The 16201-nt window shown below is 58.4% G+C and carries 17 protein-coding genes; all 17 read right to left on the bottom strand.

The window, feature by feature from the left end; translation table 11 throughout:
• Positions 1 to 4 precede the first annotated feature (4 nt).
• Positions 5 to 310: an STAS domain-containing protein gene (locus PLD_RS23435; protein WP_159896990.1), complete on the bottom strand. Its 306-nt coding sequence runs from the start codon at positions 308 to 310 to the stop codon at positions 5 to 7.
• An 87-nt stretch (positions 311 to 397) separates the two neighbouring features.
• The gene (gene fliJ, locus PLD_RS23430) at positions 398 to 847 is read right to left on the bottom strand and encodes a flagellar export protein FliJ (protein WP_159896988.1); all 450 of its coding nucleotides are present in this window, start codon (positions 845 to 847) and stop codon (positions 398 to 400) included.
• A gap of 6 nt (positions 848 to 853) precedes the next feature.
• Entirely contained in the window at positions 854 to 2212 is a 1359-nt protein-coding gene (gene fliI / locus PLD_RS23425; RefSeq protein WP_159896986.1) for a flagellar protein export ATPase FliI, read from the bottom strand.
• Complete coding sequence (fliH, locus tag PLD_RS23420; protein WP_159896984.1) at positions 2202 to 3050, bottom strand: flagellar assembly protein FliH; 849 nt, start codon at positions 3048 to 3050, stop codon at positions 2202 to 2204. The genes fliI and fliH overlap by 11 nt, the downstream gene beginning before the upstream one ends.
• Positions 3051 to 3059: 9 nt before the next feature.
• Complete coding sequence (fliG, locus tag PLD_RS23415; RefSeq protein WP_011059975.1) at positions 3060 to 4079, bottom strand: flagellar motor switch protein FliG; 1020 nt, start codon at positions 4077 to 4079, stop codon at positions 3060 to 3062.
• Entirely contained in the window at positions 4072 to 5859 is a 1788-nt protein-coding gene (fliF, locus tag PLD_RS23410; RefSeq protein WP_159896982.1) for a flagellar basal-body MS-ring/collar protein FliF, read from the bottom strand. Before fliF ends, fliG begins: the two co-directional genes overlap by 8 nt.
• A gap of 15 nt (positions 5860 to 5874) precedes the next feature.
• Entirely contained in the window at positions 5875 to 6201 is a 327-nt protein-coding gene (gene fliE, locus PLD_RS23405) for a flagellar hook-basal body complex protein FliE (protein ID WP_159896980.1), read from the bottom strand.
• Positions 6202 to 6330: 129 nt separating this feature from the next.
• Complete coding sequence (locus PLD_RS23400) at positions 6331 to 7722, bottom strand: sigma-54 dependent transcriptional regulator (protein ID WP_159896978.1); 1392 nt, start codon at positions 7720 to 7722, stop codon at positions 6331 to 6333.
• A gap of 5 nt (positions 7723 to 7727) precedes the next feature.
• Positions 7728 to 8939 carry a PAS domain-containing sensor histidine kinase gene (locus tag PLD_RS23395; RefSeq protein WP_159896976.1) on the bottom strand — a complete coding sequence of 404 codons (1212 nt, stop codon included), beginning with the start codon at positions 8937 to 8939 and terminating at the stop codon, positions 7728 to 7730.
• A 110-nt stretch (positions 8940 to 9049) separates the two neighbouring features.
• Complete coding sequence (locus PLD_RS23390; protein WP_159896974.1) at positions 9050 to 10525, bottom strand: sigma-54 dependent transcriptional regulator; 1476 nt, start codon at positions 10523 to 10525, stop codon at positions 9050 to 9052.
• Positions 10526 to 10697: 172 nt separating this feature from the next.
• On the bottom strand, positions 10698 to 10994 hold the full coding sequence (locus tag PLD_RS23385; protein ID WP_159896972.1) for a flagellar protein FliT: 297 nt from the start codon (positions 10992 to 10994) through the stop codon (positions 10698 to 10700).
• Between the two features lie 11 nt (positions 10995 to 11005).
• On the bottom strand, positions 11006 to 11401 hold the full coding sequence (gene fliS / locus PLD_RS23380; protein WP_159896970.1) for a flagellar export chaperone FliS: 396 nt from the start codon (positions 11399 to 11401) through the stop codon (positions 11006 to 11008).
• A 128-nt stretch (positions 11402 to 11529) separates the two neighbouring features.
• Positions 11530 to 12969, bottom strand: coding sequence for a flagellar filament capping protein FliD (gene fliD, locus PLD_RS23375; protein WP_159896968.1), 1440 nt, complete (start codon positions 12967 to 12969; stop codon positions 11530 to 11532).
• Positions 12970 to 13051: 82 nt separating this feature from the next.
• Complete coding sequence (locus PLD_RS23370; RefSeq protein WP_159896966.1) at positions 13052 to 13423, bottom strand: flagellar protein FlaG; 372 nt, start codon at positions 13421 to 13423, stop codon at positions 13052 to 13054.
• 73 nt (positions 13424 to 13496) lie between these two features.
• Complete coding sequence (locus tag PLD_RS23365) at positions 13497 to 14348, bottom strand: flagellin domain-containing protein (RefSeq protein ID WP_159896964.1); 852 nt, start codon at positions 14346 to 14348, stop codon at positions 13497 to 13499.
• A 232-nt stretch (positions 14349 to 14580) separates the two neighbouring features.
• Positions 14581 to 14850, bottom strand: a complete 270-nt coding sequence (locus tag PLD_RS23360; protein WP_159896962.1) for a hypothetical protein — start codon at positions 14848 to 14850, stop codon at positions 14581 to 14583.
• A complete protein-coding gene (locus PLD_RS23355; RefSeq protein WP_159896960.1) occupies positions 14847 to 16133 on the bottom strand; it encodes a motility associated factor glycosyltransferase family protein in 1287 nt (428 codons plus the stop codon). The genes PLD_RS23360 and PLD_RS23355 overlap by 4 nt, the downstream gene beginning before the upstream one ends.
• Positions 16134 to 16201 lie beyond the last annotated feature (68 nt).

The following is a 16201-nucleotide window of genomic DNA, read 5'->3' as shown; positions in this document are numbered from 1 at the left end:
CCGCTCAAGTGATGTCGAAAAGCTTGTCGAAGTTGGAGATCGCGAGAATCTTGCGCACATCCGAGTTGCTATTGATCACTCGGACATCGGCATTGTCGCCACCGGCGTGATCGCGCAGTAACAGCAACATGCCCAGGGCCGAACTGTCGAGATAGGTGGCCTCCTTGAGGTCCACCACGATGGACTCGGGCGTTCTATTGAGACGCTCGTAGGATTCACGAAACTCCTGGTGACGCCCGAAATCAAAGCGCCCCTTGATAGAAATCGTGAGTTTTTGCCCATCCGGGGAAATTTCTGTAACGACCGACATAAGACTGCTTCCTTGTCATTGACGACGCTTAAGAGGTGTAGCACCCACTCGGTAGTGGAACAACCCGCGGAGAAAAAATCAGTGGGCTCAATAAGGATCTTGACGGGGCAAGCGCTGAGAAAGTTCATCCAGCAGCTTCTGCTCGCGTTTGTCCTCAAGCGCGCGGGCCTCATCAATATAGCGCTGCACCAGCTTGCGCAGCCCTTCCACCCGTGCATAGGCCTGCTGCCAGGCCTCCCGAGCGCGATCGAGGTTATTTTGATGCCAAGCCAGACTTTGCCGCTGCTGCCCAACGGCTGTGTCCAACTGACTGAGGAAGTATTGGTAGTTCATCAACCAATGGCCGCTGACACCAAGCTTGCCGCGCTCGACCCATTGCTCTTGATAATCGCCGCGAAAACGCTCCAGGTCCCCCAGCTTGCTTTCGGCCACACGCACTTGACCATGGAAATACTCCAGGCGCTGGGCGGCGGTACGCTCGGCGCTCTCAGCCATATCCACCACCGGCGCCAGACGCGCCGCACGGCTATCGGCCATGGTTCGTTACCCGTCCGTTGCCGGAGCGAAAAGCAGTTCCAGGTGGGTCTGGCTATGGCCGAGACTGACGTTATCGTTCAGCCCTTGGCGCAAGTAAGCCACCATCGCCGGGTGCAGGGAAATGGCGGTATCGGTGTCTCGATCGCCACCGGCCACATAAGCGCCGACGCTGATCAGGTCACGCGCTTGCTGGTAACGCGACCACAACTGCTTGAAATACTGCGCCCGCGCCATGTTGTCAGGACTGATAACCGCCGGCATGACCCGACTGATGGACGCTTCGATGTCGATCGCCGGATAGTGCCCCTCTTCCGCCAGACGCCGAGACAACACGATGTGCCCGTCAAGCACACCCCGCGCCGAGTCGGCAATCGGGTCTTGCTGGTCATCGCCCTCGGACAGCACGGTGTAGAAGGCCGTGATCGAACCACCGCCGGCCTCGGCATTACCGGCCCGCTCCACCAGCTTGGGCAGCTTGGCGAACACCGAAGGCGGATAACCCTTGGTGGCGGGCGGCTCACCAATGGCCAGGGCGATTTCCCGCTGGGCCTGGGCGAAACGAGTCAGGGAATCCATCAGTAACAGGACATTCTTGCCCTTGTCGCGAAAATATTCGGCGATCCGCGTGCAGTACATGGCCGCCCGCAGACGCATCAGCGGCGCATCGTCCGCAGGCGACGCGACCACCACCGATCGCTTGAGCCCCTCTTCACCCAGAATATGTTCGATGAACTCCTTGACCTCGCGGCCCCGTTCACCGATCAGCCCAACCACGATGATGTCGGCCTCAGTGAAGCGCGTCATCATGCCCAGCAGCACACTCTTACCCACGCCGGTACCAGCGAACAGGCCAAGCCGCTGACCACGCCCCACCGTCAACAAACCGTTGATGCTGCGGATTCCCACATCCAGCGGCCGGCTGATGGGGTCGCGCTTAAGGGGGTTGATGGTGGGGCCGTCCATCGGCACCCAGTCTTCGGCGCGCATGCTGCCCTTACCGTCCAATGCCCGCCCGGCGCCATCCAGTACTCGTCCGAGCATGCCCATGCCCATGGGCAAGCGCCCGGTGTCCGCCAGCGGTACTACGCGAGCACCGGGGGCAATCCCGGCCACACTGCCCACTGGCATCAGGAACACCTTGCTTCCGGAGAAGCCCATGACTTCCGCCTCAACCTGGACTGGGTGGTAGCTGTCGTCGTTGATCACCATGCAGCGAGTGCCCATGGCGGCCCGCAATCCCTCAGCCTCAAGGGTCAGGCCGACCATGCGCAACAGGCGACCTTCAAGAATCGGCTGATTAGCCAATTTGACGGCCTCGGCATAACCGCCGAGGCGCTTGCCGAAACTGGTGCGTTCAAGGCGCATCGCTGGGGTCCAGAAGCTCGTCGGTCGACGCGCCCGAAGGGGCAGCAGGATCAGCCGCAGCCGTTTCCGAGGCTGGGGTGCGCGGACCAAGATCCAGATTCAAGTCCGCAGCGGCCGGGTGCAGCGACTGTTCGTGCAATTGCTCAAAAAGCTGGTCCATGGCCTGGGTAATCCGGGTTTCCATACTGGCGTCAATGCGACTGTGCTCAGTTTCGACCCGACACCCCCCTGGCAGCAGCGCTTCATCCTCGACGATGCGCCAGCTTTCCTCATGACGGTCGCGCAGGCTCTTAACCTGCTGGAAATCCTGCGGATTGATGTACAAACGCACATTGCCGACCCCTAAAGGGAGCAGCTTGAGCGCTTCACGCATGACGTGTTCGATCTGGCTGGAATCCATCACCAGCTCACGCTGGACCACTTGGCGAGTGATATGCTTGACCAGGTCCACCAGGGTCTTTTCAATCTCGCTGTCCTGCTCGGCAATCGGTTCGAACAGGTTGCCCATCAGCGACTCCAGCGCCTGCAACTTGGCACTCAGAGCAACTTCTGCTTCCTGGCGGACCTTGAGCGTAGTGCTGTGAAAGCCTTCCTTCTCACCGGTGGCGAAACCTTCGTTATAGGCTTCCTGACGAATGCTCTCGAGCTCCTCAAGGGTCAGCGGCTGGACTTCCTCCAGCGGCACCTCCTCGATTTCTTCCGGCACGCCTTCCGGCTCGGGCTCAGGTTCAGGCTCAGGCGGCGCGGGATCAAAGCTGGGCAGAGTCCAGACATCAAACTCCTCAACGTCCCGAGCGCGAATCACTTCGCCTTGGGACTCATCACTGCTGGACGACATAAAGCGACCTTAGATCATTTCTTCGCCGCCCTTCCCGCCGAGAACGATTTCTCCGGCTTCGGCCATACGGCGGGCAATGGTGAGGATTTCCTTCTGCGCGGTTTCCACGTCGCTGACGCGCACCGGGCCCTTGGCTTCCAGATCGTCGCGCAACAGCTCCGCCGCACGCTTGGACATGTTCTTGAAAATCTTTTCCTTGACCCCTTCGTCCGAGCCTTTAAGGGCCAGAACCAGTACGTCGGAAGACACTTCGCGCAACAGGGCCTGGATACCACGATCATCGACATCGGCCAGGTTATTGAAGACGAACATCAAGTCTTCGATCTGACCGGACAGGTCCTCGTCGACTTCGCGGATCGAGTCCATCAACTGGCCTTCGATCGAACTGTCGAGGAAGTTCATGATGTCGGCCGCGCGCTTGATACCGCCCAGGGTGGTACGGGAAGCGTTGGAGTTGCCGGAGAATTGCTTCTCGAGAATCTGGTTCAGCTCTTTCAGGGCCGCCGGCTGCACGGTATTGAGCGAGGACACCCGCAAAATGATGTCCAGACGCGCCTTGTGGTCGAAGTTACCCAACACTTCACCGGCCTGATCCGGATCGAGATACGCCACCACGATGGCCTGGATCTGCGGGTGCTCATAGCGAATCACGTCGGCCACGGCCCGCGGCTCCATCCACTTCAGGCTGTCGAGGCCACTGGTGTTGCCACCCAGCAGGATACGGTCGATCAGGCCATTGGCCTTGTCTTCGCCCAGCGCCTGAGTGAGCATTTTGCGCACGTAATCGTCAGACCCTACGCCCAGGCTGGTCTGGTCGCCGACGATGTCAACGAACTCGCTCATGACCTGCTCGACCTGCTCACGATGCACGTTGCCCATTTGCGCCATGGCCACACCCACACGCTGAACCTCTTTAGGCCCCATGTGGCGCAACACTTGCGCAGCGTCGGTGGAACCCAGGGACAGCAGCAGAATTGCGGCTTTGTCGACCCGGGTCAGTTTGGCGGTAGCGGCTCGGTTATCACTCATCTGCGTTAATCCACTCTTTCACGACCTGAGCCACACGACCCGGGTCTTCAGCCACCAGACTCTTGATTGCGTTCAACTGAGCGTCATAACCCTCGCTCGGGCTCGGCAGCAGAATGCTTTGCGGACCACCGAGACTGACCCGATCATTGCCCAACTCACCATCCAGACCGCCCATGCCACCCAACTCGACATCGCTGCCAAGCCCCGCCAACTGCTTGTCCTTACCGCCGCCGGTGATGTTATTGAGCACCGGACGCAGAACGCCAAACACCAGCACCAGGATGAACAGCACACCCAGAACTTGCTTGACGATGTCCCAGAACCAGGGCTGCGAGTAGAACGGGATGTCGGCGATCACGTCCCCACGCTCAGCAGAGAACGGCACGTTGATCACACTGACGCTGTCACCGCGGCTGGCATCGAAACCCACCGCGTCCTGTACCAAGCGGGTGAAACGCGCCAGCTCGTCGGCGCTCCATGGAGCCCGGCTGGTTTCACCATTGGCCGGGTTGATCTTGACCTGATCGTCCACCACCACCGCGACAGACAGGCGATTCAGACGCCCTTGTTGCTGCTTGGTATGGCTGATGGAACGATCCAGCTCGAAATTCTTGGTGGATTGTTGACGCTTGTCCGCCGGGTAAGGCGCCAACATCGGCTGACCGGTAGCCGGATCCATGACCTGTTGACCGTTGGCGTCAAGCAAGGGCTGCCCCGGTTGCACCATGCCCGCAGCGGCGGTAGCACCACCGGTGGTTTGTGGCGCCGAAGCCGGCGATGGCGGCTGATTGCTCAAGGCCCCCGGCACGCCTTGCGGCCCGTTGCTGCTGGAACGCTGCTCATTGACCGACTGCTCGCTGCGCAGCGCTGGCTGATCAGGGTTGAACTGCTCGGAAGTGGACTCCACCGCACTGAAGTCGACATCCGCCGAAACTTCGGCCTTGTAGCGGTCGTTACCCAGCACCGGTTGCAGAATGTTGTGCACCCGCTGAGTCAGCATGCTTTCCAGACGACGGCTGTAATCAAATTGCTTGCCCGCCATGGTCAGCGCAGAGTTTTCCGCCTGATCGGAGAGCAGATTGCCTTTCTGGTCGACCACGGTGACCTGGGACTTGCTCAACTCAGGAACGCTGGTTGCCACCAGATTGACGATGGCCATGACCTGGCCTGGTTCCAGGGAGCGGCCGGAGTACAGTTCCACCAAGACCGAGGCGCTGGGCTTGCGCTCGTCACGGACAAATACCGAGCTTTTCGGAATGGCCAGGTGCACTCGGGCGCCCTTGACGTTGTTCAGGCTGGAGATAGTCCGCGCCAGTTCGCCTTCCAGGCCACGACGGTAACGGGTCGCCTCCATGAACTGACTGGTGCCCAGCCCCTGCTCTTTATCGAGAATTTCGAAACCGACGTTGCCGTCACTCGGCGCCACGCCCGCGGCCGCCAACTTCATGCGGGCACGGGACAAGTCATCTGCCTTGACCAACAAAGCTCCGGAGTTGGGCTCAACGGTGTAAGGAATATCCGCAGCCGCGAGAGTTTCCATGACCTGCTTGGCATCCATCCCTGCCAGGCTGCCATACAGCGGCCGGTAATCAGGTTGCTGGGACCACAGCACCACGGCAAAACCTATCGCCACGCTAGCGGCCAGCCCCACCAGCAGGCCGACCTGACGCAGCATGGTCATCTGGGACAGGTTTTCCAGGAAGGACAAACCGAACAGCGGCGGTTTACCGTCTATCGGGGTGGCCTTGGCCGGTACGTTATCGGCGACTGCTTCTGCCATGACTCAATCTCGTCCTTAAACCGGCATCTGCATGATGTCTTGATACGCTTGGACCAGTTTGTTACGCACCTGGGTCAAGGCTTGAAAAGACACGCTGGCCTTTTGCGAGGAAATCATTACATCCGTCAGATCGACACCGCTTTTGCCGATCTCGAAGGCGCTGGCCAACTGATTGGACGCTTGCTGAGTGTCACTGACCTTATTCACCGCCTGACCAAGCATGTCAGCGAAGCTGCTGCCGCTGACTTGCGCCGCTGGGGCGGATTTGGGTTGCGACATGGCCTCCATTTGCATGGCTCGCATGTCCAGCATCAACCGATTGAATTCAACACCTTGGCTCATGGTCTACTCTCTCTGACGACCCGCATTTTTTTGACACTCACTCCGCGGTTAGTGAGGTGTTAGCAACAAGGGTGCCAGCTCCATGGCCCAACTCGACAAAAGCCCCTCCCGGGCTTCGCGAACGATCAATCAAGTAGCAAATAGATAAGCCTCAACGTCCATCCCCGCATCGCGCATCTGCGCCAACTTGTAGCGCAAAGTACGCGGACTGATCCCCAAACGCTCCGCGGCCTCCTTACGCCGGCCGCGCTCGGCGCGCAAGGTATCGATAATCATCTGGAACTCCCTACGCCGCAGATCGTCGCCCAGACCGCCGGTCTCTTGGGCGCCCGAGTCAACTTCAGCCTGCGCGCCACGAGGCACCGCCAGCGCCGGCAGAGGCGCGCAGGCCACAGGCCCGGCCAGACAGAAATCTTCCGGCCGAATCAAACCACCCTGCTGCAGGATCAGCGCTCGCTGCAACGCGTTATCCAACTCGCGAACATTACCCGGCCAGGGATAAGCCAACAGGCACGCCTGAGCCTCCGCCGACAGTCTGGCGGCAGCATGCTTCATTTTATTGACGTGTTTGGCCAGCAAGCGCTCAGCCAGCGGCAGAATATCGGCGGTGCGCTCGCGCAGCGGACGCCATGCCAACGGGAACACCGACAGCCGGTAATACAAATCCTCGCGAAAACGCCCTGCCGCCACTTCCGCCGCCAGATCGCGGTTGGTGGTAGCCACCACTCGGATGTCCAAAGCGATCGGCTTGCGCGCGCCCACCCGCTCAACCTCACGCTCCTGCAAGACCCGCAACAACTTTGCCTGCAAGCCCAAGGGCATCTCGGAAATCTCGTCCAGCAAAATGGTGCCGCCATCGGCCTGTTCGAATTTGCCAGGCTGCGCGGCAATGGCGCCAGTAAAAGCCCCCTTCTCATGGCCAAACAGGGTGGCCTCGAGCATGTTGTCAGGAATCGCCGCACAATTGATGGCGATAAACGGCTGGCTGGTTCGATGGGAATGCTGATGAATGTAACGGGCGAGCACTTCCTTGCCGGTACCGGACTCACCAGAAATCAACACCGTGGAATCACTGCGAGCCACCCGCGCCGCCAACTCCAGCAACTGCGCACTGGCCGGCTCGAAAGCCACCGGCCCTTCATTCTCTTGCGCCCCCAAAGACCCCAGGGCATGACGCGCCACCAACTCAAGCAAGGCCTTGGGCTCAAAAGGCTTGACCAGGTAATCGGCCGCACCTTGACGCATGGCATCAACAGCCCGCTCGACCGCGCCATGGGCAGTCATCAACAACACCGGCAACTGCGGCTGACGAGCGCGCAACAGGCACAGCAACTGATGACCGTCCATGCCCGGCATATTGACGTCACTGACCACCAGGCTGAATGACTCACCGGCCACCGCCTCCAGCGCATCTTCCGCACTAGCGACAGCCTTGTAGTCATGACCCGCCAACAGCAGGGTATCCGCCAGGGCCTCACGCAATGCGCGATCGTCTTCGACCAGTAGAACCTTGATTGCCATGCCCCTCATTCCTCCCCAGTAGCACTGGAGAACAACGGCAAGCTCACCAGCGCACAAGTACCGCGCCCAGGACGCGAGCGCAGCGACAATTCTCCCTGATGGGCACGCGCCACCGCCTTGACCACTGCCAGGCCGAGCCCGGTTCCATTGGCCTTGGTGGTGAAAAATGGCTCGCCAAGACGCTCCAGGAGCGCAGCATCGATTCCGCCACCACTGTCGCTCACACAAAGCCGCAGGGTATCGCCCCGGGTGTAGAGATGGATCTTCAGGCGCGCCGCCCCAGAACTGGCCTGGACAGCGTTCTCGATCAGATTGAGCAAGGCGCCAACCAGGGTGTCGCGGTTACACAACAACTCCCCCTGATGGCTATCGCACTGCCAGCGCACGGCAACATCCTGGACATGGGTCAGGGCAGCGGCCTGCAACGATTGCAGAAGGGATTTAGGCGTCAGACGATCGGTCAGTGGCAATTCGCCGCGTGCGAACACCAGCATGTCCCGCACCTGATGCTCAAGCTCATGCAGACGCTCCTTGAGTCGCCCAGCAAATCGTTGATGAGTGGCCGCCGGCAATTCTTGCTCGGTGAGATGGCTGGCATAGAGCAACGCTGCCGACAAAGGCGTACGAATCTGATGCGCCAGGGAAGCGACCATCTTGCCCAGAGACGACAGCCGCTCATGACGGGCCAGTTGGTCTTGCAGGTGACGGGTTTCCGTCAAATCATTGAGCAGCACCAACTGCCCAGGCTCGGCGTCCAGCGAACGAGTGGAGATCGACAGACGCCGACCATCACGCAAGGAGACTTCATGACCGTCATCTTCACGGGGAGCAAAGCTTCGGGCAATGATGTTGCGCCACAGTTCACCTTCCAGCGGCAACCCCAGCAACTCGCAGGCCGCCGGGTTGGCTTCAATGACAATGCCTTGACCATCAATCACGATCACCCCACCTGGCAGCAGGTCGAGCAGGTTTTGCAGACGATTGGCCAGACGCTCTTTTTCAGCTAGCTCCTGCATCCGCTGGGCGCTGACCACCGCCAACTCGCCCTTGAGCTCGGTGACTCGGGCTTCAAGCATGCTGTAGGAGTCAGTAAGTTGGCTCGACATCTGGTTGAACAAGGCAAAGGCCTGCTCAAGGCCTAGCCGACTTGCCTGCTCTACGGACGGCGATTGCCCCTGAACAACAGGGGCAGGAGACATCTGGGCGGCTTGGGGCATTGTGCTCTCTCGCTTGGCTGACCGTCAGTTAAACGGAACGTTACAAGAGCCAAAGCAATACCCGTGCCTAAAAAAAACACTTTTTTTTTCAAAGCCTTGAAAAACCGGCGTCAATCCTCCGCCTGCTCATCCCCTTCACGGCGGCTCATGCCGTACTTGCGCATCTTCTCCACCAGAGTGGTGCGACGAATCCGCAAACGCTCGGCAGCCCGCGCCACGATGCCATTGGCATCATCCAGCGCCTGCTGGATCAGACCCTGCTCAAGACTACCAAGGTAGTCTTTCAAATCCAGGCCTTCCGGCGGCAGCATGGCAGTAGCGGCGAAGTCCGGCGCATGACCATTGATCGCGACGCGCTCTTCCAGATCACTGCGCAGACTGTCTACCAACTGCTCATCTTCATCATCGACGTAGCGGAATTTCTTCGGCAGCTCGACCACGCCAATAACCCCGTAGGGATGCATGATCGCCATGCGCTCGACCAAATTGGCCAGCTCACGGACGTTACCCGGCCAGCCGTGCCGGCACAGCGACATGATCGCAGCGGAGTTGAAACGGATCGAACCACGCTTCTCGTGTTCCATTCGCGAAATAAGCTCATTCATCAGCAGCGGAATGTCTTCCACCCGCTCACGCAACGGTGCCATCTCGATAGGGAACACGTTTAGGCGGTAGTACAAATCCTCACGGAAACTGCCCACCTCAATCATGCTCTCCAGGTTTTTGTGGGTCGCTGCGATGATGCGCACGTCAACCCCCTGGGTCTTGTTACTGCCCACGCGCTCAAAGGTGCGCTCCTGCAGCACACGCAGCAACTTGACCTGCATCGGCAGCGGCATATCACCAATTTCGTCGAGAAACAGGGTGCCGCCATTGGCCAGCTCGAAGCGCCCGGCGCGACTGGTGATGGCCCCGGTGAAGGCGCCCTTTTCGTGACCGAACAGTTCACTCTCTAGCAACTCGGCAGGAATTGCCCCGCAATTGACCGGAACAAAAGGCGCGTCGCGGCGCTTGGAGTGGTAGTGCAGGTTACGTGCGACGACTTCCTTACCAGTCCCCGACTCCCCGAGAATCAGCACGCTCGCATCGGTATCTGCCACCTGCTGCATCATCTGCCGCACATGCTGAATTGCGCGACTGGTGCCTACCAGGCTACGAAATAGATTGGGCTCGCGGTGACGGCCACGCTCGCGAGCCTGATCGTACATTTCACGATAGACCTGAGCACGGTGCAGAGAATCAAGCAGCTTGCTGTAGCTAGGCGGCATTTCCAGCGTGGAAAGCACGCGCCGCCGCTGATCTTCAGGCAGGTCAATGGAAGAATTTTCGCCCATTAACAAAACCGGAAGGAACTCATCCCAGGTTGAGAGTGTCTTTAACAAGCCCAGAAGCGTACTAGGAGCACTTACCGTCCCGATGAGGACGCAAATCACTTCACGACTTGACGACAAAGAGCCGACAGCCTGCTGCCAGTCATGGCTGCCGCAGGGTAAATTTTCCTCGCCGAGAAAATTTAAAATCACCGCCAAGTCGCGGCGGCGGACGCTATCGTCATCGATCAGCAGAATTTTGGTTTCACGCCACATGCAATAGCAACTTCCCTAGTCAACTCAAATGCCCAGAATGAGGGGCAAGCTAGACGCGCTTGTAGGCATTTTCTACCTTTTAGACGCCTGAAATCTGAAAACAGCCACTAGTTAAGTCAAAAAAGCGTGCACAGTCAAATTTATGGCGCGCAAGGTTCGGATTAACTCAACATTAACCGAACAGATGGTAAACCTTTGCTGCGTTCTGTGCCTGCTGGATCTGCGACATCTCGTCGACTATTGCCTGACGCTCGCCTGTCGCCACCTCAAGCAGCTGCCGATAAACCCCCAACAACCCCTCAAGATTGTCCCGCAACGCAACCTCGTCCACCTGCGCCTCGCTGAGCACATCCTCCATGCATGAACGGCACGCCAGATCCAACTCACCAATGGCTTGCCAGTTGCGCTCGGCCAAAGCACCCACCAAAGCCTCGCGAGTTTCTTCAATGCGTTGCAGGACTGCACTCATGGTGTTCCTCCTTAAAACTGTGGACCTGGAGCAGCAATGGCGTCCCAGCCCTCTTTGACCGTACGCAACAGATCAGAAACCTCATCGAGAATCTTCGGATCCGTCTTGATATTAGCCTCGGCCAGACGCTTCATCATGTAGGTATACAGGCCGTCCAGATCCCCTAGGGTATCCGGAGAGTTTTCAAGATCCAGTCCCTCACGCAAGCCGCCGACAATGCCAATGGCCTTGCTGATAAAGACGCCTTTGTTGGCGACATCCTTGCGCTCCATCGCGCCCTTGGCCTGAGCGATACGATCCAGGCCACCCTCCATCAGCATCTGCACCAGGCGATGAGGACTGGCTTCGGAGGTCTGCGCCTGCGCACCGATCTTCTGGTACTGCCGAAGGGCTAACATCGGATTCATGTGATACCTCTTCAAAACTCAAGGGTTCGTATATGCAATGTATCGACGTAACGTCAAAAAACTTTAGATCAAATGCAAAAGCCCGGAGCGCTTGAAAACACTGCCGGGCTTTTGGCGCAGGCTGGATGTTAGCCTTTTTTCTGTGCGTTCAACGCTTCGAACATCGACGTGATATTACTGGCGGTGGCCTTTAACTTACCCACCAGACTATCCATATCGTTGTACTTCTTGGTCAGCACGGCAGTCAGAGTGGCCACTCGACGATCAAGAGCCTCCTGCTGATCACTAAGCTTTTTCTTGGTGATGTCCAGAGCCTTGGTCCGAGTGGTCAGAATCCCCTCGGTCATCGAACCTACGCCCTGGGTAAATGGCTTGATGGCGGAAGTCATGCGCTCCAACAGCCCAGGATTGACGCCATCGCCGGTAAACAACTTCTGAACTTCGCCACCGAGCTTTTTATCGGTCATGGCCGCCGTAAACTTCTTGTCGTCGAAATCCAGCGCACCGGTCTTCTGGTTGGTGGTGATCCCCAACTGAGCCAAAACAGTCAACTTGTCGCCAGCCCCCACTTCCGACAACGGCGCACGAATGGCCGCCAAGATCGAGCGAGGCAGTGCGTCACCGGTTAATTGAGCCGGAATCGTAGGGTTGCCACTGTCATCCAAAGAAGGCTTGGTCAGCGCCGAAACACCGTTGGCCACAGCGTTATAAGCATCGACGAACTTCTGGATCGACGTTTTAAGGCCTTCGGTGTTGGTAGCGACAGTCACAGTGATCGGCTTGTCGGTCACAGCCACCAAGTTGAGCTTAAGACCGGAAATTGCCTGCGTAACGGTATTGGTTTTACTCGTCAGCCCCATACCATCGACTTTGAACTCCGCATCCTGGGCCAAGCCACCGATGTTGCCCGATGCCGCCGCACCGCTTCCCATCGTTTGAGAGCCATCAATCTCCAACCCGGCAATACCGCTGACAGAGATATCAGAACCCGCACCAGTCTTCTCCGAACCGATCACCAGCCGCGCCCCAAAGGAGTCGGTCACGATGTTGGCACTGATACCGGACATGGCCATCTTGGAGTCGGCATTGATCGCATCGCGCACCGACTGCAGCGTCGCATTGGCGCCAACAGTCAGCGGATAATTAATGCCATTTTGAGTGATGTTCAACGTACCACTCGGAATGGCACTGGTATTTCCCCCGGCAAAAGCCGCACTGGCCACTTTTGACGAAGTTGCAAGCTTAGTGACCTCAATAGAGTACTTGCCGGCCACCGCATAGTTGTCTGCCGTGGCGTCGACGACCTTACTGTCACTGGAGGTGGCAGAAAAGCCGGAAAAGGACGGATTGACAGCACTTCCCAGCCCAGCAGCCGACATAGTGCTCTGAAAGGTCGACAACAGCGATTGCAAGGTTCCGATCCCGGAGATACTCGCGCTGTTGTTGGTGGTTGCACGGTCGATCTGACCCTGCTTGGCCGCTTTGTCAGCCGCAACCAACGCCTTGACGATAGCACCGGTATCGAGGCCGGAACCCAGACCAGTACCCGGTAGAATTGGACTTGCCATGTGTCTCTCCCTTCAGTGTGCCGCCAGTCTTTTGACCGCTAGAGCGCCCAAAACAACACAGCAACAATTTTCATGCCAGGTATCAGACCTTGGCACTGAACAGCAAACTGCTAGCGTCATTCAAACTGTTAGCCAATCTCAGCACTTCTTCGTTGGGGATCTGCCGAACCACCTCTCCCGAATCACTGGCAATCACTTTGACCACAACCTGACCGGAAGGCTCGTCAATCGAGAACTCCAGATTGCGCTTGACCGATTGGACAAACTTCTCTATCTCCTGCACGGCCATCTTCAGCTTTTCCTGCTCGGTATGCGTTTCTTTCTTTTCTTCCGGCCTGGCCGAGTTCGAAACAGCAGGAACCACCTCTCGAGGCTTCTCCGCAGGCTTATCGGCAACAGGCGTCGCTGACTTGGCCGCTGGATAAGACAAGTTCAGCTTCACGCTCATATCCATGTCCATCACCTCTTAAAGTAAAAAAGCGAGAGAGCACGACCAGCGCACTCCCCCGCCAAAGCTTAGCCAGCTATTACTGAAGCAGTTTCAGTACAGCGGATGGCAGTTGGTTGGCCTGGGCCAGAACTGCGGTCGAAGCCTGTTGCAGAGTCTGCTGCTTGGTCAGCTGGGCAGTTTCAGCAGCGAAGTCGGTATCTTGTACACGACCCAGTGCAGCACTGGCGTTTTCGTTGATGTTCTGCAGGTTGGAGATGGTGCTGGTCAGACGGTTCTGGGCAGCACCGAGGTCGGCACGGCTGGAGTTGATGGTCTGCAGCGCTTTGTCGATCGCGTCGATCGCAGCTTTGCTGTTGGTTTCCGACATGGCGCTGTCGGTGGCGCTGATGCTGATGGTAGCAGAACCCACGCTCAGGGTCGCAGCATCGAAGCCACTAGCCAGGGTGATGGTGATCTGGTTGGTAGCACCAGTATTGGAACCAACCTGGAAGGTCATGGTGCCAGCGGTACCGTCGATCAGGTTCTTGCCGTTCAGGTTGGTCGACTTGGCGATACGAGTCAGCTCGTCGGACATCTGAGCGAATTCTTTGTCCAGAGCGGTGCGGTCAGCAGTACCGTTGGAGTCGTTTCGCGACTGAACGGCCAGTTCACGCATACGCTGCAGGATGTTGGTGGATTCTTGCATCGCGCCTTCAGCGGTCTGGGCGATGGAGATACCGTCGTTGGCGTTCTTGATCGCCATGGTCTGACCACGGATCTGCGAAGTCATACGGGTAGCGATCTGCAGGCCGGCGGCGTCGTCTTTTGCACTGTTGATTTTCAGGCCGGAAGACAGGCGAGTCATCGAAGTCGACAGAGCGTCGGAAGCGCGGTTCAGGTTCTTCTGAACGTTCAACGACGTGACGTTAGTGTTTACTGTTAAAGCCATGACGAATTCCTCGTTGGTTGGGTACTGCGGCTTCCGGCCCTGGCAACCGCCGGGTAATGGCCTAGAGAACCTTCGTAATAGTTATCGTCGCCAATGCAAGTTGCTTTAGGGCTTTTTCAAAAATATTTGCCATCACCCTGCCACCCCTTGGAAAACAAGGGCTTAAACCCTTGCCCAACTAAAAAATGACGCCAGAAAAACCCCACCAGAATCCGCTAGATGTGCCTGTTCCTCAATCTCCAACTACCATGGACAGCCACTCCACCAGCTCATACTCCAGGTAGTCGGCCAGGCCCAGCCAGTCCTGCGCCTCCTGACATTTGAGCATCAGACTCAGCAACCCAGCCCAGTCCTGCTGAACCGCCAGAGGGGCAGCATCGACCAGGCCTTGCACCGGGCCGAACAGCTCGATCATGTTCACCGCCGCCTCGACATCCCGTCCCAGGCGGAACAGATCGGCAACCTCCCGGGCACGTGCAATCAAAGACTCAAGCCGGCTCATTGAACAAAATCCTCATGAAAGGTAGTCCCTGCGATCATTGCGCCGCTGCGACTGGTATTGAAAAACCTGACCTCGGGCTGACTCTGGATGTAGCGCTCCAACTCGCACAGGTAGCTGCGGAAATTGAGCTGGGTCTTGACTCGCTGCCCATTGCCATCCAACACCCAATGCTTGGCGGCCTTGAGTTGCGGCCCCAGGTCGCCGTCTTGCCAGCCGGCATGGGTTCGATCCATCGGAAACGCAAAATCCGCACCGAACAACGTGATCCGCCGCCCTCCCATCTTCACCGCCAGGTCCACCGCGGGATGGATTACGCTACCTCCTGCATGCAACTGCGCCTTAGGCCATCGCTGACGCATAGGCGCAAACACCGGGCTGGCCGAGTAAGCGACGTAACGCGGCCCTTGCCAGCCTTCAAGCACCAGCGGGTCCGCCAGAGGCATATACACCAGGATCGTGTTGGCACTTCCCTGAGCCGGAAGATGCCGACTGGAAATACGCTGATCGACACTCACCACCACATCAGGTTGAATACCGTGGCGCTGCAGGGGCTGATAAGCGGTGTCGACACAGATCAGCAACGGTCGTTGCGGGCGCTCGCGTAACGCCCGCAAGGTTGCAAAATGCGGCTCCAGGCTCGGACCGGTCGCGATCACAAAAACCTCGCGCCCGCTATCGCGGCCAAACAACTCGGCGACATCGGCATCAGCCCGCACCCAAGGCTCAACGGCAGCCAGGCGCTCGGCGACACTCGCCTCCTCGGTGAACAGGCGGTTGTTGAACGACACATGAGTCTCACTGACCAATCGATCGCGGATCTTCGCGTTGTAGTCATCGGCCAGCACCAACTCGGCCGGCAGGGCAAAGAACGGCAGCTGAATCTCCGACAGGTCGCCGGCATAGAGCAGCTCGACCCGCGGATCGACCAGCCAGAACTGCTGATCGAGCAACTGCAGCACCAGCTTGAACAGCGCGCCATTGAGGATGTGCACGTACAGGCGCTTCAGCCCCGGCCGCTGGAGCAACACCCGTTGCAGATCCCCCAAGCCACAGCCGTAAAGATGCAGGACCGGCGCCTCAGGCAGGCTGGCGGCCTGGGTATGCGCCTCACGGGTACGATCATGACGACTGGTGAGCTGAATACCTGCAATGCTCAGGGTCGAGCCCAGCCCCTCAACCAGATCGGCCTGCAGCGCACCACTGTCCTCAGCCAACAGCCGCTCCAGCAGCACCGGCCAGCGCTCGCCCAAGATCCGGGCATTGTGTTCCAAGCTTTCGCTCATGCTGCCTCGCTTATCACTCGCGCAAAAAAATAGCGCTCAAGATTACACCTTGAGCGCTATGTGTGTTG

Origin of the sequence: Pseudomonas sp. LD120, from assembly GCF_009861525.1 — a bacterium.
In the GTDB taxonomy this organism is placed as follows: domain Bacteria; phylum Pseudomonadota; class Gammaproteobacteria; order Pseudomonadales; family Pseudomonadaceae; genus Aquipseudomonas.
This window is presented reverse-complemented; position numbering and strand designations above follow the sequence as displayed.